Raw genomic sequence first — 20150 nt, 5'->3', positions numbered from 1 at the left:
GTTATTCTGGACGTCTGGGGGGTGCGTGTTTCTCCTCTCCGCCGCCTCGACCCACAGGTAGGCGAGAGACTCGGTGACATCCGTATCATGGCGCTGTTCTCCCCAAACAGTAAGATTCTGGAAGTGAGGGGGGACTGCAGCGCACGGGGGGGGGGGGGGGGAGGGGGGGGTGGGGCCGGGGGGGGGGGGGGGCGGGGGGGCCCCGCCTCGCTGTGGGGGCGTTGGTCAGGCCGGGCCGCGGGTGCCTACGCGAGCGGGCCGCAGGACGCGGTCCTTCATCACGTAGCCGGGCTGCATGACCACCGCGATGGTGGGGGACTCAGCGTCCTCGTCGTCCTCGTGCATGAGCGCCTCATGGCGGGTGGGGTCGAACTCCTCCCCCACCTTCCCGTAGCGGGTCATGCCGTGGGAGGCGAGGACCTCCTCGAGCTTCTGGGCGATCGCGTGGAACGGTGTGCCTTCGGCGATATCGCCGTGCTGGCGGCCCAGCTCGAGGTCATCGAGCACGCCGATCAGCGAGGAGAGGACCCGCGCCACGGCGGCCTCCTTCGCGACCTCCGCGGCGCCCTCGATGCGGCGTCGGGAGTTGACGTACTCGGCCTGCTCCCGCTTGAGCTGCTCGGTGAGGGTGGCCACGGCCGCCTCGAGCTCGGCGATGCGGGCGGCGGAGGCATCCTGGCCGTCGGAGGCCTGCTGGTCCGTGCCCTGCTGTTCCGTGCCGGGGGCGTCCTTGCGGGCCTCCTGCTCGAACAGCTCGGCCGCGGCGGCGTCGATCGGGTCCATCGGCTGATCCTGCGCTGCCTGCTGACCCTGCTCCGCCGGCCCGTCGGCCGCTGGGGAGTCCGGGGCGGGGGTGTCCCCCGTGGGGCGGCTCGCGCCACCCTCGGGGGTCACCTTCCGCTTGTCGGTGAAGGAGAACCTCGGCTCGCCCTCAGGGCGCTGCGCGTCGTCGGGAGTGCTCTGGTTCTCGCTCATCACTTGTTCTCCTCGTCCTCGTCCACGATCTCGGCGTCGACCACGTCATCGTCCTCAGTGGACGCACCCTCGGGCTGCTCGCCCGCGGCACCGTCGGCACCCTCGGCCTGAGCCTGGGAGTAGATCGCGGTGCCCACGGCCTGCAGAGCCTCGTTGAGGCTGTCGCGCTTGGCTTCGAGGTCCGCGGTCTCCGCGTCCTCCTTGGCCAGAAGCTCCTTGGCCTCCTTGATGGCGTCCTCGGCGGGGGTCTTCTCCGCGTCGCCGATCTTGTCCGCGTTGTCCTTCAGCAGCTTCTCGCCCTGGTAGACGAGCTGCTCGAGAGTGTTGCGGGCGTCGGCGTTCTTGCGGCGCTCCTCATCCTCGGCGGCGTGGGCCTCGGCGTCCTTCACCATGCGGTCGATGTCCTCCTCGGACAGCGCCGAGCCACCGGTGATCTGGATGGACTGCTCATTGCCGGTGCCGCGGTCCTTCGCGGTCACGTGCACGATGCCGTTGGAGTCGATGTCGAAGGTGACCTCGATCTGCGGGATGCCACGGGGGGCCGGGGCGATGCCCGTCAGCTCAAAGGTGCCCAGCATCTTGTTGTCCCGGGTGAACTGACGCTCGCCCTGGAACACCTGGATCGCCACGGAGGGCTGGTTGTCCTCAGCGGTGGAGAACACCTCAGAGGTCTTGGTGGGGATGGCCGCGTTGCGCTCGATGAGCTTGGTCATCACACCGCCCTTGGTCTCGATGCCGAGGGAGAGCGGGGTGACGTCCATGAGCAGAACGTCCTTGCGCTCGCCCTTCAGCACCGCGGCCTGCAGGGCAGCGCCCACGGCCACGACCTCATCGGGGTTCACGGACTTGTTGGGCTCCTTGCCGCCGGTGAGCTCCTTGACCAGCTCCGAGACGGCCGGCATACGGGTGGAGCCGCCCACCAGCACCACGTGGTCGATCTCGGACACGGAGATCGCCGCGTCCTTGATGACCTGGTGGAAGGGCGCCTTGGTGCGCTCGAGCAGATCCGAGGTCATGTCCTCGAACTGGGCGCGCGAGAGCTTCTCATCCAGGTGCAGCGGGCCGTTCTCCGTCATGGAGAGGTACTGCAGGGAGATCGAGGTGGAGGTGGAGGAGCTCAGCTCCTTCTTGGCCTGCTCCGCGGCCTCCTTGAGGCGCTGCAGGGCGATGCGGTCCTTGGAGAGGTCCACGCCGTCCTTGTTCTTCACCTGGGAGATCAGCCAGTCCACGATCTTCTGGTCCCAGTCGTCGCCGCCCAGGCGGTTATCGCCCGCAGTGGCCTGGACCTGGATGGCGGCGCCGTCCTCGTCCTTGGAGACCTCCAGCAGGGACACGTCGAAGGTGCCGCCGCCGAGGTCGAACACGAGGATCTGCTCGTCGTCCTTGCCCTTCTCGAGGCCGTAGGCGAGGGCCGCGGCGGTGGGCTCGTTGATGATGCGCAGGACGTTCAGGCCTGCGACGGTGCCGGCGTCCTTGGTGGCCTGACGCTCGGCGTCAGAGAAGTATGCGGGCACGGTGATGACCGCGTCGGTCACGGTCTCGCCCAGGTAGGACTCGGCATCCTTCTTGAGCTTGCCGAGGGTGCGGGCGGAGATCTCCTGGGGGGTGTACTTCTTGTCGTCGATCTCCACGGTCCAGTCAGTGCCCATGTGGCGCTTGACGGAGGAGACGGTGCGGTCGACGTTGGTGACAGCCTGACGCTTGGCGACCTCACCCACGAGGACCTCGCCCTGCTTGGAGAAGGCGACGACCGACGGGGTGGTGCGCGAGCCCTCCGCGTTGGCGATCACGGTGGGCTGACCGCCCTCGAGGACGGCGACGGCCGAGTTGGTGGTGCCGAGGTCGATTCCGACGACACGGGACATAGTTGCCTGCCTTTCCGCGGCATGTGCCGCGAGCTGGTTCGGTGGGCGCCGTCCGGGACGCTCCCTGAGGGGCATCCGGGCGACTCCGCCGGCCGCCGGGGCCGACGGCAAGATCTGAGTTGTACGGGCTCAAGTAGAGGGACGCCGGGCCTGAGGTGTCAAACCCCGCGGCACCCTTCTTGAGTGCATCAGGCTCAACTCTGGTTCAGGCGGATTCATTCCCGGGTGGGCGAACTGTGAGGGAGGGCACGTTACGGAGTAGGGCGCCGATGCGAAGCGGCGCCGATGTGGTGGGGTGCCGGCACCGCTGCGGCCCGTGCGCCCCGCGCGGTCGGAGCCCGCGGCCCGCCTGACCGGGCAGCCTGGTGCGCGCACGGGGAGCGGGCCCGGTCGAGATCCTGTGGAGACCCTGCGCCCGCGCTGCGCCGCACGGCAGAGGTGTCCGATGATCATTCCAGCGACCACAGGAAGGGGAGTCGATGACCGGCAAGCTGCTGCTGAGGAGCCTCGGCTGGATGCTGCTCATCCTCGGCGGGACGGGGGTGCTCGTGCTCGGCACCTTCCGCCTGGTGCCCGCGACGCATGCGCTGAACGTGTGGACGCTCGCCGCCTCAACGTTCATCCCGTGGCTGTGGATCCCGGCGCTCGTGGCATGCGCGGGTCTCGCGCTCATGCTGCACAGAAGGTGGCGCTGGATCGCTGCCGCGGTCACGGTCGTGACACTCGCTCTGATGGCCTGGCCGCTCGTGCCCCTGGATGCGGACCGCCCCTCCAATGCCGAGGTGAGTGAGGTCAGCGCCCTCATCACGGAGGACGTGGACGTGCTCGCCTTCCAGGAGTACACCCCGGCCTTCGCCGCGCAGCTCAAGGCCGCCGGGGTGCTTGAGGAGTTCCCGCACCAGGTGGGCACGGCGGAGGAGTCCGCGGCCGGGTCGATGCTGCTCTCCCGCACGCCGCTGGCGATGGTGGCGCGCGCACGGGGCACCGTGTTCGAGAACCTCGTGGCGAGCACCGAGGTGGACGGTATGACCTGGCATATTGCGGCGATCCACACCGCTCCGCCGACGATGGGCGGGCCGCGCTGGGAGCACGACGGGGCAGCTGTCGCGGAGATGCTCGCGCAGTTCGCCGGCGAGCACCTCGTGGCCGTCGGCGACTACAACGCGATCGCCCAGCACTCGATCCTGCGCGAGATGACCGACGACGGCATGGTCCGGGACCTCGCCGGGCCGCACACTGGGGCGCTGCGCTGGCACCCCACCTGGCCGACCGGCGGCATGATCCCGCCGTTCGCGCGCATCGACCACGCACTCGTCTCGCACTCCGTGGTGGGGCCCGTGCCCGAGTACCACCAGATCCTTGGCAGCGACCACGCCGCGCTGCGCGTCACCGTCGGCCCGCGGGAGTGACACCGCCCGGCCCGCGGGAGTGACACCACGCGGGGCGCAACTCGCGAGCGCGGCACCGCGCGAGCCACGGGAGCGGCATCGGGCGCAGACGTGACATCGCCGCCCCGCCCCTCGGCCCGGCGCGCCATGAGCTGGCGGCTGTTCCCACCCCAAGCGCACGAGCCTGCGCAGCCCTGAGCCGCCCATCGCGCACACTGATCCCATGAGCCCTGATGCCCTTCTGCCCGGCGCGCAGCGCAGCGCGCAGCTGAGCTTCTCCGATCAGGCCGCGTGGATCGTCAAGGACGAGGTCGTGGGCGGCTGGGTGCTGCAGATCGGCGGGGTGGAGCAGTCCCATGTGGATCTCGAGGATCCCACGCGCGTGGTCCACGAGTACCTGCGCCGCATGGCGACGGTGCTGGATGTGTGCTGGCCGGCGGGCCAACCGATCCGCGTGGCGCACCTGGGCGGTGGAGCGCTGACGCTCCCCCGCTACGTGCAGGCCACCCGGCCGGGCTCGGCGCAGCTCGTGATCGAGATCGAACGGGAGCTGCCGACCCTCGTCACCACGGCGCTGCCGCTGCCGGAGGGCACCGATCTCGAGGTCGTGATCGGCGATGCGCGCGAGCAGCTCGCTGCGCTGGAGGGCCGACGCTTCGAGGCGATCGTGCTGGATGTCTTCTCCGGCTCCGAATCCCCCGCGCACCTAACCACGTGCGAGTTCTACGCCGAGGCTCTGGAGCACCTGGAACCCACGGGGATGCTGCTGGTGAACGTGGGTGATGACGCGGGGCAGCGCTTCCTTACCGCGCAGGTGCGCGAGCTCGAGCAGGCGACGGCGAGCGCAGGCCTGCCCGGGGTGTGGACGCTCACCGACGCGAACCTGCTGGAGCGCCCGGCCGACGGGAACATGGTGCTGCTGGCGGGCGGGGCGCTCGCCTCCCCCGCCATGGCCAACTGGGCCGATGCGTGGCGGGCCGCCGGGCCGCATCCCGCCGCGGTACTCGACCCGGAGGAGACGATGCGGGTCTTCCACGGGCGGTGACGTCCCGACTCTCACAGCGCACCCGACACCCCGCTCTGCGCTGCCCCCTGGCCTGCTCCGCACTGTGCGTTCCGGGCACCTTCCCCGTCGGCCCATCAGATCTGCCCCACGCTTCGCCCACGCTCCATATCCTCTGCAGTAACCGCACCCGCGAGAACGACCTCTCCCGTGAAGGAGGGGTAGGCGCTCGAGGCGCGCCTGCGCTCGTCTGTCGCACCCCGCCCCTACGGTCTAAGGCATGTCCTCGCTGCGTTCCTTCCCCACGCACCTCCCCCGCCCCACGCCCTTCTCCGGGCAGGAGGCTGCCCATCAGGAGCGGGAGTCGATCCGCGCCCTGCTGCTCGAGCGTCGGCCGAGCCTCGCGCGTCGGCTCTCGGTGGGACCGAGCGGTGCGCTCGTGATCCCGCTGCCCGGTGGCGGCAGCGTGGAGGTCGGCAGGATGCGCCGACGGGGCGCGGCGCGTTGGGTGGTCGTGGCGCCGACGGCGGACGCACCGGGCGGGGTGAAGGTGCGCGAGCCACACACGCTGGGCGGGATCACCCGTGCGGTGCTCACCGCACTCGACAGCACCGACATGCGGTAGGTCAGCGCCGACGGGGGTACGCCAGCGCCGACGGGCGCTTGATCGCTCAGCGCCGACGGGCACCGGGATGCCGTCAGCCTGCTGCGGCAATACCGGAATAGGCGAGCCCAGTGCGGCGCAGGGCCGCGGGATCGCTTTTCAGCGCAGCTTTCGCGCCAGTGTCGTGATGACGTGCCAGTGCTTCTTATCGGCCAGGAAGCGGCCGTCCTCATCGCGCACTGTGCGGTCGATGATGTGGAAGTCGCGGAACATCGCGTCGATCTGCGGCAGTGGCAGGGTGGCGACATCGGGCCGTTCAGCCCACGAGTCGTTCTCCCCGAACAGGTCCACCGCCATCACACCGCCGCGCGGCAGCGCCGCCACCAGGCGGTCCCACACCCGCGGCAGGGCATCCGGGCCCAGCAGCCCCAGCGTGTACGTGGAGTAAACGATCTGCGCGGTGGGGAACTGCTGCACATCGGTGATATCGGTGTGGTGGAAGTGCACGGTGCCGCTCATGCGCTCGTTCTCCACCAGGCGCGCGGCGAGGGTGTCGTCACTGTCGTAGGCATGGACCATCCAGCCGCGGCGCGCGAACTGCAGGGCATCCGCGCCCGCTCCGGCGCCGATCTCAAGCACCACTCCGGGGGACCGTTCGCCGCCGGCCGCCGTGATCGCCTTCGTCACGAGCCGACGTGCGGGGCGGCCCGCCGCATGGGCGTTCAGCGCCGCCCAGTCCACCTTCTCCGCCGTGTCCATGCCTGCCAGGCTCCATCAGCTGTGGTGACCTTTTCAACTTTCCGTGACCCAGACCGCCCCCGGCTTCACCGCTGGCGAACAGACGCCCAGCCTAGTATGAGGCGCATGTCTCCCGATGTGCTGCGCATCGCAGCGATCTGCCTGCACACCTCCCCGCTCGACGAGCCGGGAGCAGCCGATGCAGGTGGCATGAACGTCGTGGTCCTCGAACAGTCCAGAGCTCTGGCGCGCCGCGGCCACACCGTCGAGATGTTCACCCGCCGCAGCTCCCCCGACCAGCCGGACACAGTCGAGGTCGCCGAGCGGCTGCGCCTGCACTATCTGGATGCGGGACCGGCCGAGCCGCTCGCCAAGAGCGCGATGGAACAGGCGATCACGCCGTTTCGTGAGCAGCTGCGCGCCCGATTCGCGGCGCTCACGCCCGCCACCGAAGACCCCGCGCATCCCGCCGCCCCACACTCCGCAGGCTCCACCGGAGACGCCCCGACGGACACCGCCACCGCCTCCTCCGCCACGCCGGTGGATCTGATCCACTCGCACCACTGGTTCAGCGGGGTTGCCGCGCTGCCCGTCGCCCGGGAGCTCGGCATCCCCCACCTGCAGTCCTACCATTCGGTGGCCGCACCGGAGGGCTCACGCACCCTGGATGCCGGGGAACCCGCAGAGTCGGGGGGCCGCCTGCCCGGGGAGCGCTTCGTCGCCCAGGGATCGGACCTCGTCATCGCGGTCTCCACCGCGGAGGCCCGCACCGTCGCTGAGCGCTACGACGTGCCCGAGACGCGCCTCGCGACCGCTCGGCCCGGGGTGGATGCCGCCTGCTTCCGCCCTTGCGAGGACCTGCGCGAACGCCGCGAGCAGCCGCGGCTGCTGTTCACGGCGCGACTCCAGCCGCTCAAAGCCCCGGACCTCGCCCTGGAGATCCTCGCGCACCTGGATCCCGCGCTCGAGGCGCGTCTGGTGCTCGCCGGCGGTGTCTCCCAGGATTTCTCCGACTACCTCACCGAGCTGCGGGAGCGCGCGCAGGAGCTGGGTATCGCGGACCGCGTGGATTTCGTCGGCTCCCTGGATCGTGACGCCCTGGCCGACCAGATGCGCTGCGCCACCGCTCTGCTGCTGACCAGCTGGTCCGAGACCTTCGGGCTCGTGGCACTCGAAGCACAGGCCAGCGGCACCCCGGTGATGGCCTGGCGCTGCGCCGGCGGGGTGCGCGAGGCCGTGGGCCCGGACGGGCTGATCCTCGAATCCCGCGACCCCGACGTGTGGGCAGAAGCGCTGCAGACCCTGCTCGCGGATCAGGAGCGCTACGCGCGCGCCGTCGCATCCTCCCGCGAGTTCGCGATCTCGCGCTCCTGGGACGCGACCGCCCTCGCCCTCGAGACCGCCTACCGCACGGCCCTTCCCTCACGACCGGCAGGAGACTCATGAGCACCAACCCTTGGGATCTGCTGGATGCGGCGAGCACCGTCGTCGCCTTCCACGCCCACCCCGATGACGAGGCCCTGGCCACCGGGGCGCTGCTGACCGCGCTGACCGCCCGCGGCACCCGCGTGATCCTCGTGACCGCCACCCGCGGGGAGGAGGGCGAGATCGTGCCCGGCACCGTGGCCGACGGGGAGCAGCAGCCGCTCGAGGAGATCCGGGAGGGGGAGATCGCCGCGGCGACCGCCGCACTCGGCATCGCCGAGCGGCACTGGCTGGGCACCGCCCCGGCCCTCGCCCCCGATGCCGCTCCTCGCCGCTACCGCGACTCCGGCATGCAGTGGGTGCGGCCGGGACTGGCCGGCCCGGCGGACACCGCGGGCGAGGACAGCTTCACCCATCGACCCCTCGATGATGCCACCGCGGATCTGGCGGCGCTGCTGCAGAGCGTCCAGCCCGATGTGCTGCTGAGCTACGACGATGAAGGCACCTACGGCCATCCCGATCATGTGCGCGCCCACCTCGTGGCCCGCGCCGCGAGCGAGCTGACCGACGTGCCGTTCGTGCAGGTCGCGAGTGATCCGCAGGCCGCCCAGGAGGTGCGGGAGCATCCGGGGACCGCGGAGGCGGTGCATCGGGCGCTGAGCGCCTACCGCACCCAGCTGACCGTCGTGGATCCGGCCCCAGCCAGCGATCCCGCATCGGAATCCATCCCGATCCGGCACGTGGGCGGGCAGGATGATGCGGTTCCTCTGGCCACCGGGCTGCGCCCGCTGGAGACCAGCGCCTGAGCTTCCGCGTCAGAGGGTGACGTCCAGCAGCGTGGGCAGGTGATCGCTCGCCGCCGCGAGCCGCTCGGCGCTGACCGTGCGGGTCTCCCGGACGGCGCGGGATTCGCGCACCCGCACCCCCTCGGTGACGAGGATCGCGTCGATCCGCCGGGTCGGGGCCTTCGCGGGAAAGGTGTGCTCGCTCTGGGAGGCGGGATCGCGCAGCAGCGGCTGCAGGAAGCTGCGGGCCGCCCCTTGCGCCGTCTCGTTGAGGTCCCCGCCGATGATGACGGGCGCCCCTGCCCCGCGCACGAGAGCGGCGATGTGCTCGGCGTGACGCATCCGGTTGTCCTCCTGCAGCGCCAGATGCGTCGAGGAGACCACGACCGCGCCACCGCCGGGCACGGACAGCCGCACCGCGGCGACGCCACGCGGGTACGTCGAGTTCAGATCGGAGAGGGTCTGGGCGACAGGGTGGGCGCCGCGGCGGATCACCTGGGCGGCCACCGCCTCCGTCGCCAGAACCGCGAGGCCCCGGCCGAAAAGACCGCCGCCGACGAGGACCCGACGGTCCACCTGGCGGGCGAAGCGCGCGAGCCGCAGACCCGGCAGCACCAGGCGCGGCGCCTCCTGCACGAGCAGCACATCGGGGTCCAGATCCTCGATCGCAGCGGTGACGGCGGGAATGTCGCCGCGCAGCTCCCACAGATTCCAGGCCATCACCCGCAGATCCATCAGCTCTCCTGCTCCTCAGGCCCCACCATCGGCGCGATCACGCGCTCGACAAGAGAGGTCAGCTCCTCCACCCCGTAGCCGGGCCAGCCGAACAGGGTGCGCCGCCACTCCGGGGGCACGGCCTTGGGTCCCAGCGCCGCCCCCAGCAGCGCTCCGGTGATGCAGGCGACGGTGTCGGTGTCATACCCGGCGCCGACGGCGACCTTGAGCGCCGTGACCATGGCATCACGCTGCGCGAACTTCCCCTCCGGGAGCGGGGTGACCGCGCTGATCGCCGCCCAGGCGACCTGGAAGGCACCGACGACCCAGCCGTTGCGGCGGAAGCTCACGGGGGAGGAGATCTCCGCCTCGTCGATCCGCTCCGCCCACAGCTCACGCCGCTGCGCCTCGAGCCGCGGCAGCCCGATGCGCACATCCACCTCGCCGCTGCGCACGGCATGCCGCACCGCAAGCCCCCACAGCAGGCACGCCTCGAGAGTGTCCGGGTGCACATGTGTCAGTGCGCACACCGTCTCGATGCCGGCTGCGGCGTCGTCCTCGCTCGAGAGCAGGTACGGCAGCACGGAGGCATGGGCACGCATGAGCGAGCCGTTGCCGGCGTTGGCAGGCAGCTCGGTGTGGGCGGTGCGGGCGGCGCGCCGGAAGTCCTCGGCACGCGGGGCGTAGTGACCGCTCTCGCGCGCCGAATCGGCGGCGGTGCGCATCACGTGGGAGGTGAGGGAGCCGATGTCCGGGGTGCCCAGCGACCACGAGTACCACTCACGGGCGATGTGGTCCTGCGCGGCGGGAATCCGCAGGTCATGGTGCTCTCCGGCGGCGAGCGAGGCTTCGAGCACGACGATCGCCATAGCGGTGTCGTCGGTCCACTCCCCCGGCTGCCAGCCCAGGACGCCACCGCCGATCATGTCGATGTCCTCGGCGTCCAGCACGGGGCCCTGGAATTCGAAGGGAGCCCCGAGGGCGTCGCCGGTGGCGGCGGCAATGACCGAGCCGATGGCCCGTCGGCGCTGGATGGGCGTGAGCCCGGATCCGTTCGACGTCGTCGTCGTGTCCTCGGCGCTCATCTCTCTCCTCCTTCCAGGGGCAATGTTTTCACACCAGTACCCTGGTGGGGACGTGTGAAGGAGCCTCATGACCAACACCCCGGCGGCCGCCCGGCCGCACTGTGCTGACCCACATGACCATACCGGTCACGACCATCCTCCCACCGGCGCGGAGCTGGTGCGGGACCTGGTCAAGGGGCTGTCGATCCAGGCGCTGCTGATCCCCGCCCTGGCCCTGGTGATGCTCATCGCGATTCTGCCCCTCGCGCCGACGACGCCGCTGCCGCTGCTGGTCGGTGTGGTGCTGGGCGGGGTACAGCTGGCGCTGCTGGTAGGAACGAGCGTGATCGTCTCCCGCCGGCTCGCGCAGATGGCTATGAATCCGGGCCTCGCGGCGGTGCGCAGCGTCCTCGATGAGGTGCTACGCGTCGGGGCGGTGCTGCTCGCGGTGCTGCTGTGGCCCGCGGACGTCCGCACCGAGCTGGGCGTGTGGATCGGTGCGGGCTGCGCGCTGGTGTGGCTGATCCTCGCGACGGCGCAGACGGTTGCGACCCGTCGGCGCATCGCCCGGCCCGGGGACTGGTCCAAGGAGGCGATCTCCACGCTGCTGGCTCACCGCGTGGGGGCGCGCGACACCGTGGTGATGCGCCTGCTGGATGTGGTGGGCATGATCGCCTTCCAGATCGGTGCGACGGTGCTTGTGATCCTCTCGCCGATTCTCGCCGCGGGCACCGCGGTGCTCTCGCTCGGCTCGGCGCTCGCGACGCTGGTGCTGCAGCGCCGCTCCCCCGCGGAGCGCTCCCGCAGCCCGTGGGCCTATGCCCCGCTGCTGCTGGGCCTGCTGACCCTGCTACTCGCGGTGCTCGCGAGCGTCATCCCCTGATCCACCCCTGTTCCATCCTCTTTTTCCAGGAGACATCGATGTCCACTGAACCCCGTCCCTCCGGTATCGACCGCGACCACGTGGATTCCTCCGTGCGCGTTCAGGATGACCTGTTCGGTCACGTCAACGGCGCCTGGCTCGCGGAGCACACGATCCCCGCTGACCGGTCGAGCGATGGTGCCTTCCATGCTCTGCGCGATCTGTCCGAGGAGCGGGTGCGGGCGATCGTGGAGCAGGCCGCGGCCGATGTCGAGGCCACCCCGGGTACCGCGCCCGCTGAGCTCGATGACCACGCGAAGATCGGCCTGCTGTACAGCATGTTCATGGACACCGCAGCGATCGAGGAGAAGGGCCTTGTGAGCCTCGAGGAGCTGCTGGAGACCTTCACCGCCGCGACGGATCTGCCGGCGCTTGTGCAGGCGATGGCTGCCCCGGATTCGGGCACCTCGGCGCTCCTGGCGTATGTGTGGACCGATGACGATGACTCCTCCCGCTACCAGGTGAAGCTGCACCAGGGCGGGCTGGGTTTGCCCGATGAGTCGTACTACCGCGAGGAGCGGTACGCCCAGATCCGCGACGCCTACGTGCAGCATCTGGAGAACCTCGCGCAGCTCGCGGCGCTGCCGGGGCGCGATGGCCTGCCGGAGGGTGATGCGGCGACGCTGGCGCGCACGGTGATGGATTTTGAGACCCGCCTGGCGGCCTGCCACGTGGATGTGGTCCGGGTGCGGGACCGCGAGAAGTCGCACAACCCGATGGATGCCGCCCAGCGCACGGAGCTGGCGCCGGCCTTCCCGTGGGACGCGTTCTTCACGGGCACCGGCGCTCCCGCCGCGGCCATCGAGGTGGTCTCCGTCAGCCAGCCGGAGTACGTCACGGCCGCGGCGCAGCTGCTGGCCGATGAGCAGCTGCCGGTGCTGCGCGCCTGGCTCATGCTGCACGCCGTCTCCTCCTACGCCCCGTATCTCACCGAGGCGCTGGTGGCGGAGGATTTCGCCTTCAGCGGGAAGGTGCTCTCCGGGGCGGAGGAGCTGCGGGAGCGGTGGAAGCGGGGCGTCGCCTTCGTCGAGGGCGTGGTCGGTTTCGCCGTCGGCCAGGAGTATGTGGCCGAGCACTTCCCGCCCGCGCATAAGGAGCGGATGGACGAGCTGGTGGAGGCGCTGCTGGCCGCCTACCGCGACTCCATCTCCAACCTGGAGTGGATGACTCCGGCAACGCGCGAGAAGGCGCTCGAGAAGCTCGAGAAGTTCACTCCGAAGGTGGGCTACCCGGAGAAGTGGCGCACCTACGAGAAGCTGACGGTGGTGCCGGGGGATCTGGTGGCCACGCTGCGATCCTCCCGCCGTTTCGAGGCGGAGTTCGAGTATGCGAAGGTGCTGGGCCCGGTCGATGAGACCGAATGGCATATGACCCCGCAGACGGTCAACGCCTACTACAACCCGGGGGCGAACGAGATCGTGTTCCCCGCGGCGATCCTGCAGCCGCCGTTCTTCGACGCCGAGGCCGATGACGCCGTGAACTTCGGGGGGATCGGCGCGGTGATCGGCCACGAAGTGGGGCACGGCTTCGATGACCAGGGCTCGAAGTTCGATGGTGACGGCACCCTGCGCTCCTGGTGGACGCCGGAGGATCGCGAGGCCTTCGAAACCCTCGCGGCGCGTCTGGTGGAGCAGTACTCGCAGCTGTCCCCCCGGGAGCTCGATGACAGCCATACCGTCAACGGCGCCCTGACCATCGGCGAGAACATCGGGGACCTGGGCGGGCTGTCCATCGCGGTGAAGGCCTATCTGGCCAGCCGCAGCGAGTCGGAGGTCCGCGAGGAGCTCGATGGGATGACGGGTCTGCAGCGCGTGTTCTGGTCCTGGGCCACGGTGTGGCGCGGGAAGAACCGTCCGCAGGAGGCGATCCGACGCCTGGCGATCGACCCGCACTCCCCCGCCGAGTTCCGCTGCAACACCGTGGCGAGCCATCTCGAGGAGTTCCACACGGCCTTCGGCGTCGTCCCAGGTGATGGCATGTACTGCGCCCCCGAGGACCGGGTGAGCATCTGGTGAGGCCTGAGACCCCGTTCTATGTGGGCACCACCCGCCCCTCCTCCGTGGGGTGGACGCGCATCGGCGTGACAATGCTCGCGGGAGTGGCGGTGGCGCTGCTGATGCTGCAGCGCGGGAACGCCCCGGCGGCGGTGGCGGGCATCGTGATCTTCGCGCTGCTGGCGCTGTGGACGTGGATGACTCAGCACACCCGCTTCATCGTCGACGGCCACGGGGTCACGGTGAGCCTGGGCGGGTTCTGGCCGCAGAAGCCCTGGCCGCTCGCGGATTTCCGCACCGTCCAGCTGCGGGACATTCCGCAGTCCCGCACCGGTGTGAGCGTGGGCGGCTACGGCTGGCGGCGCACCACCGTGATCACCCCGGAGCCGGAGGAGCTCGCCCCCGTCGGCTCCCGCAAGATCTTCACCCTGCGGGAGAACCGGGCGCGCTACCGGGCGCTCGTGACCCGGCCGGGGCTGATGGTGGAGATCATCGGGCATGAGGCTCCGCATTACCTCATCAGCCCCGAGGATCCGGTAGCGACGGCCGAGGCGGTGGACCAGGCGATCCGCGCCCGCCGCTAGAGGTAGACTGCCTGATCGTCATCCGCTGACAGGGGAGCACCATCGGGTGCTGAGAGTGCGCATCCGCGCAGACCCTCGAACCTGATCCGGTCAACACCGGCGTAGGGAGTCGGGAATTCCGCACAGCACAGAGTGTGCCGTGCGCCCCTTCCATGAGGAAGGAGACGAGATGACTGAGACGACCGAGACCACCGGCACATCCGCCACCACGGGGGGCCGACGGGCCGGCTCCTGGCGCACGATCGACCTGCTGGTCACCGTGCTGATCGGCGCCGCCTTCGGGGTCGCATTCCTGGGCTACGGCCAGCTGTACACCCTGATCGGCCCGCTCACCTCGGCGTTCAAGCCTGCCGAGGGCCTGCTGATGGGGATCTGGTTCCTGCCCGCGATGGTCGCGATGCTCCTGGTGCGCAAGCCCGGGGCGGCGCTGCTGGCGGAGATGATCGCCGCCGTGCTGTCGATGCTGCTCGGCTCCCAGTGGGGCTGGGGCACCGCGATGTCCGGCCTCGTGCAGGGCATGGGCGTGGAGCTCGCCTTCCTGCTGACCGCCTACCGCCGCTTCACCCTGCCGGTCGCGATGCTGGGCGGCGTGATCGCCGCGGCGGTGGAGTGGCTGTACGAGAAGTTCTCCTACTACCAGGACATGGCCTGGAGCGCCTCGTTCCTCATGCTCGCCATGTGCCTGATCTCCGGCGCTGTGCTGTGCGGCCTGCTGGGCTGGGCGGCGAGCCGTGCCCTGGTCGCCACCGGGGCGGTGGACACCCTCGCCGCCGGGCGGGAGCACTCGCGCGCCGCGGCGGTGTGAGCAGCCCGCACCCCACCACCGGCCTCGCCCTGCGGGTGGCGGGGCTCTCCTGGCGTCCGCTCACGCGGCAGGAGCCCACGATCGACGGGCTCGACCTGGAGATCCCCGCCGGGCAGAAGGTGCTGCTGACGGGCGCGAGCGGCAGCGGGAAGTCCACGGTGCTGCGGGCGCTGGCGGGTCTGCTGGATCCCGAGGACGGCGAGGGCCGGGGGCTGCCTGCCCCGCCGTCCCGGCCCGGCGAGCGCGGCCTGCTGCTGCAGAATCCCGCGCATGCGCTGGTCGCCGTGTCGATCACGCGGGATGTGGCGTTCGGGCCGGAGAACGCGGCGCTGCCTCGGCCGCAGATCCACGAGCGAGCCCGCGCCGCCCTTGCGGCGGCGCGGGTTCAGCTGGATCCGCGGCGCGCCCCGCTGGATTCGTCCGGTGGCCAGCAGCAGCGCATCGCTCTGGCCGGGTCGCTGGCGCTGGACCCGCAGGTGATGCTGCTGGATGAGCCGACGAGCATGCTCGATGCGGCGACGGCCCGCGAGGTGCGCGAGGCGGTCCTCGAGGCGGCCGAGGGCAGCACGCTGGTGCTCGCCGAACACCGCTTTGCTGACTGGGTTCCGCACATGGACCGGATGATCGTGCTCGGGGATCGAGCACGGATCCTCGCCGACGGGCCGCCCGACCAGGTGCTCGCCGAGCAGCGGGGCCTGCTCGAAGAGCTCGGCGTGCTCGCCGCTGATTCCGGCGCCTTGGATCGGACCGCCACCGCAGCATCGACAGCACAGTCTCACGCCGAGGGCACGTCCCAGTCGACCAGCACCGAGGTGGCGGCCCTGCATCAGGTGACGGTGCCGCAGCGAGGCCTGCTCACCCCGGTGGACCTCTCGGTTCCGGCCGGGAGCATCACGGCGCTCACCGGCCCGAGCGGTGCCGGGAAGACGACGGTGCTGCGCACCCTGCTTGGGGAGATGAGCCCAGGCACCGGCAGCGCGCATCGGCCGCCGCGTGAGCGCATCGCCGCGGTGCCGCAGGATCCCGCGCACTCCTTCGTCGCCTCGACGGTGCGCGAGGAGCTGCTGGCCTCCCCCTGGGCGGATGATGAGCAGCTCGCGCAGCACCTGCTGGAGCGAGCCGGCCTCGCACACCTGCAGGGGGCGCAGCCGCATCGTCTCTCCGGCGGGGAGCAGCGGCGTCTCGCGATCGCCGCGGCGCTCGCCCAGCAGCCGGATCTGCTGGTGCTCGATGAGCCGACGGTGGGCCTGGACGCCGCACGCCGCGCCGAGGTCGCCGCCCTGCTGCGGGAAGCCGCGGCGGAGGGCTGCGCAGTGCTGATCGCGACGCACGATGCGGAGATCATCGAACTCGCGGACCGCCATATCTCCCTGCCCGCCCCGGCGGCGGAGCCGCCGCTCACACTCCCCCGCCCGATCCCCGCGGATCACCTGAATCCCCTGACGCTCAGCCTGATCGGCATTCTCGCGCTGATCGGTTCCTTCGCAGTGCAGACCTGGCAGGGCGGGCTGCTGGCCCTCGCCCCGACGGTGCTGCTCGCGCCGCTCGCGGTCCGGACCCTGCGCGGCGGCGCGCTGCGGATGCTGCCGGTGCTGCTGTCTGCCGCGGGGCTCGCCTGGACCACGGCCCTGCTGGGCGATGCGCCCTCGCTCTCGCGCGAGGCCTGGCTCGTCGGGCTCAAGGAGGCTGCGCGGATCACCGCATTCGTCGCTCCCGGGGTGCTCGCGCTCGGCAGTGTGCAGCCCACACCGCTCGGCGATGCGGTGGCGCAGCATCTGCGGGCACCGGCCCGCGTGGTCGCGGCCTCCGTGGTGGCGCTCGTGCGGGTCTCTCACCTGGGGCGCCAATGGGACATCCTCACCGCCACCCGGGTTCGACGGGGCCTCGGTACCCGCCGCTCGCCGCGACTGCTCGCGAGCAGCACCCTCGCACTGCTCATCGACACGCTGCGCGGCGCCGAGCAGCAGGCCCTCGCCATGGACTCACGTGGCTTCGCGACCGCGCAGAGGCGCACCTGGGCTGAGCCCAGCCGCTTCACCCGGGCGGACCTCCTGGGCGGGGCGATCGCCATGCTGTTCCTGGTGTGGCCGCTGGTAGCCGAGCTGGTGGTGGGCTGAGGTGCCCTCCACCGTGAGGTGGGGAGGCTCGTGAGCTGCCGCGCAGTTTCCCGGTCGACCGACCCTCGGCGTTACATGTAACATTGAGGTATGACGATCAGCCAGCGTGTGAGCGACCATCGTCGGCGCATGCGCGCCCGCGGATATCGGCCGGTCCAGATCTGGGTCCCGGATGTGCGTACCGCCGCCTTCGCCGAGGAAGCGCAGCGGCAAGCTCGGCTCGTCGCGCGCGCCGACGCGCACACCGACGACCAGGACTTCACGGAGGCCATCTCGGTCAGCTGGGATGACGCGTGAAGCGCGGGGAACTGTGGACCGTCGCCGGCGGCGTCTATGCGTCGACACCACGCCCGGCTCTGATCCTGCAAGATGACGTCTTCGGGGAGACATCGTCCGTCACCGTCGCACCACTGACCTCCACGCTGACCGATGCACCACTGCTGCGATATCGGGTCGAGGCGAACGACATCTCAGGCCTCGCGACGGGCAGCGACGTGATGATCGACAAGATCACGACCGTGCGGCGCACACACGTCAGAGCGCGGGTGGGACGACTGAGCAGCCAGCAGATGATTGAGGTAGAACGCCTGATCGCGGCGTTCCTCGGACTCGCCCGCTGACCCGAAGGCCCTCTCCCGCACCCTCTAGGCTGGGGTCATGACCTCCCATGATGGGGCCGATGCGCCCGACGATGATGCGATCGATCTCGCCCACGCCCTGCTGGATGCCGCCCGCAACGGCGATGCGGCGTTCCTGCTGCCGGTGCTGGATCAGGGTGCGCCGATCGACCTGCGGGCCGCCGATGGGAACTCCCCGCTCATGCTCGCCGCGTACCACGGGCATACGGCGCTCGTGCGCGAGCTTGCCGCCCGGGGCGCGGACGTGGATCTGCTGAACGAGCGGGGGCAGTCTCCGCTCGCCGGTGCCGCATTCAAGGGCTTCCCCGAGGTGGCCCGGGTCCTGCTCGAGGCCGGCGCAGACCCCGACGCCGGCGCGCCGAGCGCCCGGGAGACCGCGCAGTACTTCCAGCGCGAGGAGATCAGTGCGCTGATCGCTCAGTGCGAGGGCTGATCCTCGGGGCGTCGAGCACCATCGCCACATGCTCGATGCCGGCCTCCATGAACACCTCGCTCACGGTGCGAAAGCCCATCGACGTGTACCAGTCCTCGAGGTAAGCCTGCGCGTCGATGTGCACCCCGCCGTCCCCGGCGATCTCGCGGGCCCGGGCGATGCCGGCCTCCATAAGACGCCGCCCCAGGCCGCCGCGGCGGCGGTCCGCGCGCACGGCCATGCGCCCGATCCGCACCGTTCCGTCGGCCTCGCGCAGGATCCGCAGATGCGCGATGGCCTCACCATCCTCCTCGACCCACAGCAGCTCGGTGCTCTCCTCGAGCTCGCGGCCGTCGAGGTCTGCGTCGGTCGCCCCCTGTTCGAGGGTGAACACGTCCTGCCGCAGCTTCGCCAGCTGGTAGACGGTGCGGGCGTCGAGGTCCAGCAGGTGCGCGCTCTTCACGATCAGCTCAGGCATGGGCGTCACCGTACTGCGTGGCCGCCGGAACCTCGGCGAGCGCCCACGGCGCAGCGGGATGCTCGCGGGTCCAGCGAGCGGGCCGGGTGCGGCGGGTCTGGCAGCGGGGGCACCAGAACACAGTGCGCCCGGTCATATCGGCGCTACGGATGATGGTGCCGCACAGGCGGCAGGGCAGGGTCTGGCGGTGGTAGACGTAGAAGGACTGCTCACGAGGCACCACGCCGGGGTCCTCATCGCCGTTCTGGCGGGTGCCGCGGGAACGTTCGATGATCCGTGCCTCGATCTCGCGGTGCTCCACCTGGGTGGTGACGATCCGTCCGGTGCGCGCCCCGTAGGTCATGAGGGCCACGAGGTCCTCCCACATGTCCTGAAGCAGCCCCGGGCCCAGCTCGGTGCCGGGCACGAAGGGGTCCAGGCGGGCCCGGAACAGCAGCTCGGCGCGATAGATGTTCCCGATTCCCGCGACGATCTTCTGGTTCATGAGCAGGGTGCCGATGGGGCTGCGGGAGCGGCGCACCGCCGCCGTGAACCTCGTGCGCCCTGCGTCCCCGGCGTGGTCGGCGCGCAGCGGATCTGGTCCCAGGCGCGCGAGCACCGCCGCGCGGCCGGCGGCGTCGAGGACCTCGCAGGCTGTGGGACCGGTGAGGTCCGCCAGGCCCGTCGGCCCCATGATCCGCAGCCGCACCGTCTCGCGCGGCACCAGCTGCCGCCAGTTCTCACCACCGGCGAGGGCATCCTCGCGCTCTCCCATCCGCACGCGTGGTGCGCCGATCGCATGGGCATCCGCGAAGCCGGGCTCCCCGGCGAAAGTCCACGAGCCGTACAGCCCCAGGTGCACGTGCACCCAGCGCACCACGGGCGCGTCCAGCTCCACATCGGCCGACGGGGCGAAGGCCAGGAACAGGTGCTTGCCCGCCGCTTCGGCGGCCAGCAGCACCATGCCGTCGAGGTCGGCGGCCTCGAGGAAGCGGCCCTGGGGGCTCGAGGTGCGCACGCGATGCCCGGCAAAGGCACGGCCGAGCGCCGCGGCGAGCCGGTGGACGGTATGCCCCTCCGGCATCAGTCGGTCGTGGCGCCCGCAGCGGGGGTGTTCTCCTCAGGGCCACCAGCGTCCTCGTAGCCGCCGGTGCGCTCGTAGCGGGCCATGAGGTCGATGCGGCGCTGGTGCCGCTCGGCGCCGGAGAACGGCTCGGCGAGGAACACGTCGATCAGCTGCTCGAGCTCCTCCTCGCTGTGCTGGCGGGCGCCGACGGAGATGACGTTCGCGTCGTTGTGCTCACGGGCCAGGCGCGCGGTGTCCTCGTTCCACACCAGGGCGGCGCGCACCCCGGCGACCTTGTTCGCGGCGATCTGCTCGCCGTTGCCGGAGCCGCCGATCACGATGCCGAGCGCGCCGGGCTCGGCGACGACGGCTTCGCCGACCGCCGTGCAGAACGGCGGGTAGTCATCCAGCGCGTCATAGGTGTGGGCGCCGTGGTCGGTGACCTCGTGGCCCTTGGCCTGCAGCTGCTCGACCAGCCGGTTCTTGAGCTCGAAACCGGCATGATCGGTGCCGATGTGGATGCGCATGCGGGGGTGCCTTTCAGTGCGGGGGCGACAGTGCGGTGCGGGGTGCGACAGGGCGGGGATGCGCCGG

21 protein-coding genes and 1 riboswitch are annotated in these 20150 nt (G+C 70.9%); of the genes, 13 read left to right on the top strand and 8 right to left on the bottom strand.

Going from position 1 to position 20150, the window contains the following annotated elements; all coding sequences use genetic code 11:
* Nucleotides 1-225 precede the first annotated feature (225 nt).
* Nucleotides 226-975: a nucleotide exchange factor GrpE gene (locus MU407_RS06975; RefSeq protein ID WP_102236442.1), complete on the bottom strand. Its 750-nt coding sequence runs from the start codon at nucleotides 973-975 to the stop codon at nucleotides 226-228.
* The gene (gene dnaK / locus MU407_RS06970) at nucleotides 975-2840 is read right to left on the bottom strand and encodes a molecular chaperone DnaK (RefSeq protein WP_246956413.1); all 1866 of its coding nucleotides are present in this window, start codon (nucleotides 2838-2840) and stop codon (nucleotides 975-977) included. Before dnaK ends, MU407_RS06975 begins: the two co-directional genes overlap by 1 nt.
* A 479-nt stretch (nucleotides 2841-3319) precedes the next feature.
* Here dnaK and MU407_RS06965 point away from each other — a divergent pair, with 479 nt between their 5' ends.
* The 3 genes from MU407_RS06965 (at nucleotide 3320) to MU407_RS06955 (ending at nucleotide 5856) form a co-directional block, all read left to right on the top strand.
* The gene (locus MU407_RS06965) at nucleotides 3320-4249 is read left to right on the top strand and encodes an endonuclease/exonuclease/phosphatase family protein (RefSeq protein ID WP_246956411.1); all 930 of its coding nucleotides are present in this window, start codon (nucleotides 3320-3322) and stop codon (nucleotides 4247-4249) included.
* 202 nt (nucleotides 4250-4451) lie between these two features.
* A complete protein-coding gene (locus MU407_RS06960; protein WP_246956409.1) occupies nucleotides 4452-5273 on the top strand; it encodes a fused MFS/spermidine synthase in 822 nt (273 codons plus the stop codon).
* A 238-nt stretch (nucleotides 5274-5511) separates the two neighbouring features.
* Nucleotides 5512-5856, top strand: a complete 345-nt coding sequence (locus MU407_RS06955) for a hypothetical protein (RefSeq protein WP_246956407.1) — start codon at nucleotides 5512-5514, stop codon at nucleotides 5854-5856.
* Between the two features lie 138 nt (nucleotides 5857-5994).
* Here the strand turns inward: MU407_RS06955 and MU407_RS06950 are convergent, their stop codons facing one another.
* A complete protein-coding gene (locus MU407_RS06950; RefSeq protein WP_102236446.1) occupies nucleotides 5995-6594 on the bottom strand; it encodes a class I SAM-dependent methyltransferase in 600 nt (199 codons plus the stop codon).
* Nucleotides 6595-6699: 105 nt separating this feature from the next.
* Here MU407_RS06950 and MU407_RS06945 point away from each other — a divergent pair, with 105 nt between their 5' ends.
* Together MU407_RS06945 and MU407_RS06940 are read left to right on the top strand one after the other, a co-directional pair.
* Nucleotides 6700-8019, top strand: coding sequence for a glycosyltransferase (locus MU407_RS06945; protein ID WP_246956405.1), 1320 nt, complete (start codon nucleotides 6700-6702; stop codon nucleotides 8017-8019).
* A complete protein-coding gene (locus tag MU407_RS06940; RefSeq protein ID WP_246956403.1) occupies nucleotides 8016-8804 on the top strand; it encodes a PIG-L family deacetylase in 789 nt (262 codons plus the stop codon). Before MU407_RS06945 ends, MU407_RS06940 begins: the two co-directional genes overlap by 4 nt.
* Before the next feature lie 9 nt (nucleotides 8805-8813).
* On the opposite strand, the gene MU407_RS06935 is transcribed toward MU407_RS06940, so the two are convergent.
* Together MU407_RS06935 and MU407_RS06930 are read right to left on the bottom strand one after the other, a co-directional pair.
* Nucleotides 8814-9518, bottom strand: a complete 705-nt coding sequence (locus tag MU407_RS06935; RefSeq protein WP_246956401.1) for an endonuclease/exonuclease/phosphatase family protein — start codon at nucleotides 9516-9518, stop codon at nucleotides 8814-8816.
* Nucleotides 9518-10582 carry an ADP-ribosylglycohydrolase family protein gene (locus MU407_RS06930; RefSeq protein WP_246956399.1) on the bottom strand — a complete coding sequence of 355 codons (1065 nt, stop codon included), beginning with the start codon at nucleotides 10580-10582 and terminating at the stop codon, nucleotides 9518-9520. Before MU407_RS06930 ends, MU407_RS06935 begins: the two co-directional genes overlap by 1 nt.
* A gap of 67 nt (nucleotides 10583-10649) precedes the next feature.
* On the opposite strand from MU407_RS06930, the gene MU407_RS06925 reads away from it, so the two are divergent.
* From MU407_RS06925 to MU407_RS06890, 8 genes are all read left to right on the top strand, one after another.
* Nucleotides 10650-11444 (top strand): hypothetical protein, encoded by a 795-nt coding sequence (locus MU407_RS06925; protein WP_246956397.1) that lies wholly within the window; start codon nucleotides 10650-10652, stop codon nucleotides 11442-11444.
* Nucleotides 11445-11482: 38 nt separating this feature from the next.
* On the top strand, nucleotides 11483-13498 hold the full coding sequence (locus MU407_RS06920) for a M13-type metalloendopeptidase (RefSeq protein ID WP_246956395.1): 2016 nt from the start codon (nucleotides 11483-11485) through the stop codon (nucleotides 13496-13498).
* Nucleotides 13495-14061 (top strand): hypothetical protein, encoded by a 567-nt coding sequence (locus MU407_RS06915; RefSeq protein WP_246956393.1) that lies wholly within the window; start codon nucleotides 13495-13497, stop codon nucleotides 14059-14061. Before MU407_RS06920 ends, MU407_RS06915 begins: the two co-directional genes overlap by 4 nt.
* A 20-nt stretch (nucleotides 14062-14081) precedes the next feature.
* Nucleotides 14082-14186: riboswitch (TPP riboswitch) on the top strand.
* Nucleotides 14187-14230: 44 nt separating this feature from the next.
* Nucleotides 14231-14866, top strand: a complete 636-nt coding sequence (locus MU407_RS06910; RefSeq protein WP_246956391.1) for an ECF transporter S component — start codon at nucleotides 14231-14233, stop codon at nucleotides 14864-14866.
* Nucleotides 14863-16983 carry an ATP-binding cassette domain-containing protein gene (locus MU407_RS06905; protein ID WP_246956390.1) on the top strand — a complete coding sequence of 707 codons (2121 nt, stop codon included), beginning with the start codon at nucleotides 14863-14865 and terminating at the stop codon, nucleotides 16981-16983. Before MU407_RS06910 ends, MU407_RS06905 begins: the two co-directional genes overlap by 4 nt.
* Before the next feature lie 90 nt (nucleotides 16984-17073).
* The gene (locus MU407_RS06900) at nucleotides 17074-17280 is read left to right on the top strand and encodes an antitoxin MazE-like protein (protein ID WP_246956387.1); all 207 of its coding nucleotides are present in this window, start codon (nucleotides 17074-17076) and stop codon (nucleotides 17278-17280) included.
* A complete protein-coding gene (locus MU407_RS06895) occupies nucleotides 17277-17603 on the top strand; it encodes a type II toxin-antitoxin system PemK/MazF family toxin (protein ID WP_246956385.1) in 327 nt (108 codons plus the stop codon). Before MU407_RS06900 ends, MU407_RS06895 begins: the two co-directional genes overlap by 4 nt.
* Nucleotides 17604-17640: 37 nt before the next feature.
* Nucleotides 17641-18054: an ankyrin repeat domain-containing protein gene (locus MU407_RS06890; RefSeq protein ID WP_246956383.1), complete on the top strand. Its 414-nt coding sequence runs from the start codon at nucleotides 17641-17643 to the stop codon at nucleotides 18052-18054.
* Here the strand turns inward: MU407_RS06890 and MU407_RS06885 are convergent.
* From MU407_RS06885 to MU407_RS06875, 3 genes are read right to left on the bottom strand one after another with little or no spacing between them, the layout of a single operon-like run.
* The gene (locus tag MU407_RS06885; RefSeq protein WP_246956381.1) at nucleotides 18023-18511 is read right to left on the bottom strand and encodes a GNAT family N-acetyltransferase; all 489 of its coding nucleotides are present in this window, start codon (nucleotides 18509-18511) and stop codon (nucleotides 18023-18025) included. The two genes, MU407_RS06890 and MU407_RS06885, sit on opposite strands and share 32 nt — an antisense overlap.
* A complete protein-coding gene (locus tag MU407_RS06880) occupies nucleotides 18504-19574 on the bottom strand; it encodes a DNA-formamidopyrimidine glycosylase family protein (protein WP_246956380.1) in 1071 nt (356 codons plus the stop codon). The genes MU407_RS06885 and MU407_RS06880 overlap by 8 nt, the downstream gene beginning before the upstream one ends.
* Nucleotides 19574-20083 (bottom strand): ribose-5-phosphate isomerase, encoded by a 510-nt coding sequence (locus MU407_RS06875; protein WP_246956378.1) that lies wholly within the window; start codon nucleotides 20081-20083, stop codon nucleotides 19574-19576. The genes MU407_RS06880 and MU407_RS06875 overlap by 1 nt, the downstream gene beginning before the upstream one ends.
* Nucleotides 20084-20150 lie beyond the last annotated feature (67 nt).

The sequence above is a fragment of the Brachybacterium sp. Marseille-Q7125 genome (assembly GCF_023062615.1).
In the GTDB taxonomy this organism is placed as follows: domain Bacteria; phylum Actinomycetota; class Actinomycetes; order Actinomycetales; family Dermabacteraceae; genus Brachybacterium.
Note: the sequence above shows the minus strand (reverse complement) of the source record. Positions and strands in the feature narration are given on the sequence as shown.

Coding starts and splice junctions, on each gene's coding strand:
- MU407_RS06900 (WP_246956387.1), top strand. CDS start 17,074: ATGACGATCAGCCAGCGTGTGAGCGACCATCGTCGGCGCATGCGCGCC.
- MU407_RS06885 (WP_246956381.1), bottom strand. CDS start 18,511: ATGCCTGAGCTGATCGTGAAGAGCGCGCACCTGCTGGACCTCGACGCC.
- MU407_RS06960 (WP_246956409.1), top strand. CDS start 4,452: ATGAGCCCTGATGCCCTTCTGCCCGGCGCGCAGCGCAGCGCGCAGCTG.
- MU407_RS06945 (WP_246956405.1), top strand. CDS start 6,700: ATGTCTCCCGATGTGCTGCGCATCGCAGCGATCTGCCTGCACACCTCC.
- MU407_RS06910 (WP_246956391.1), top strand. CDS start 14,231: ATGACTGAGACGACCGAGACCACCGGCACATCCGCCACCACGGGGGGC.
- MU407_RS06890 (WP_246956383.1), top strand. CDS start 17,641: ATGACCTCCCATGATGGGGCCGATGCGCCCGACGATGATGCGATCGAT.
- MU407_RS06965 (WP_246956411.1), top strand. CDS start 3,320: ATGACCGGCAAGCTGCTGCTGAGGAGCCTCGGCTGGATGCTGCTCATC.
- MU407_RS06955 (WP_246956407.1), top strand. CDS start 5,512: ATGTCCTCGCTGCGTTCCTTCCCCACGCACCTCCCCCGCCCCACGCCC.
- MU407_RS06880 (WP_246956380.1), bottom strand. CDS start 19,574: ATGCCGGAGGGGCATACCGTCCACCGGCTCGCCGCGGCGCTCGGCCGT.
- MU407_RS06940 (WP_246956403.1), top strand. CDS start 8,016: ATGAGCACCAACCCTTGGGATCTGCTGGATGCGGCGAGCACCGTCGTC.
- MU407_RS06930 (WP_246956399.1), bottom strand. CDS start 10,582: ATGAGCGCCGAGGACACGACGACGACGTCGAACGGATCCGGGCTCACG.
- MU407_RS06875 (WP_246956378.1), bottom strand. CDS start 20,083: ATGCGCATCCACATCGGCACCGATCATGCCGGTTTCGAGCTCAAGAAC.
- MU407_RS06975 (WP_102236442.1), bottom strand. CDS start 975: ATGAGCGAGAACCAGAGCACTCCCGACGACGCGCAGCGCCCTGAGGGC.
- MU407_RS06950 (WP_102236446.1), bottom strand. CDS start 6,594: ATGGACACGGCGGAGAAGGTGGACTGGGCGGCGCTGAACGCCCATGCG.
- dnaK (WP_246956413.1), bottom strand. CDS start 2,840: ATGTCCCGTGTCGTCGGAATCGACCTCGGCACCACCAACTCGGCCGTC.
- MU407_RS06925 (WP_246956397.1), top strand. CDS start 10,650: ATGACCAACACCCCGGCGGCCGCCCGGCCGCACTGTGCTGACCCACAT.
- MU407_RS06935 (WP_246956401.1), bottom strand. CDS start 9,518: ATGGATCTGCGGGTGATGGCCTGGAATCTGTGGGAGCTGCGCGGCGAC.
- MU407_RS06920 (WP_246956395.1), top strand. CDS start 11,483: ATGTCCACTGAACCCCGTCCCTCCGGTATCGACCGCGACCACGTGGAT.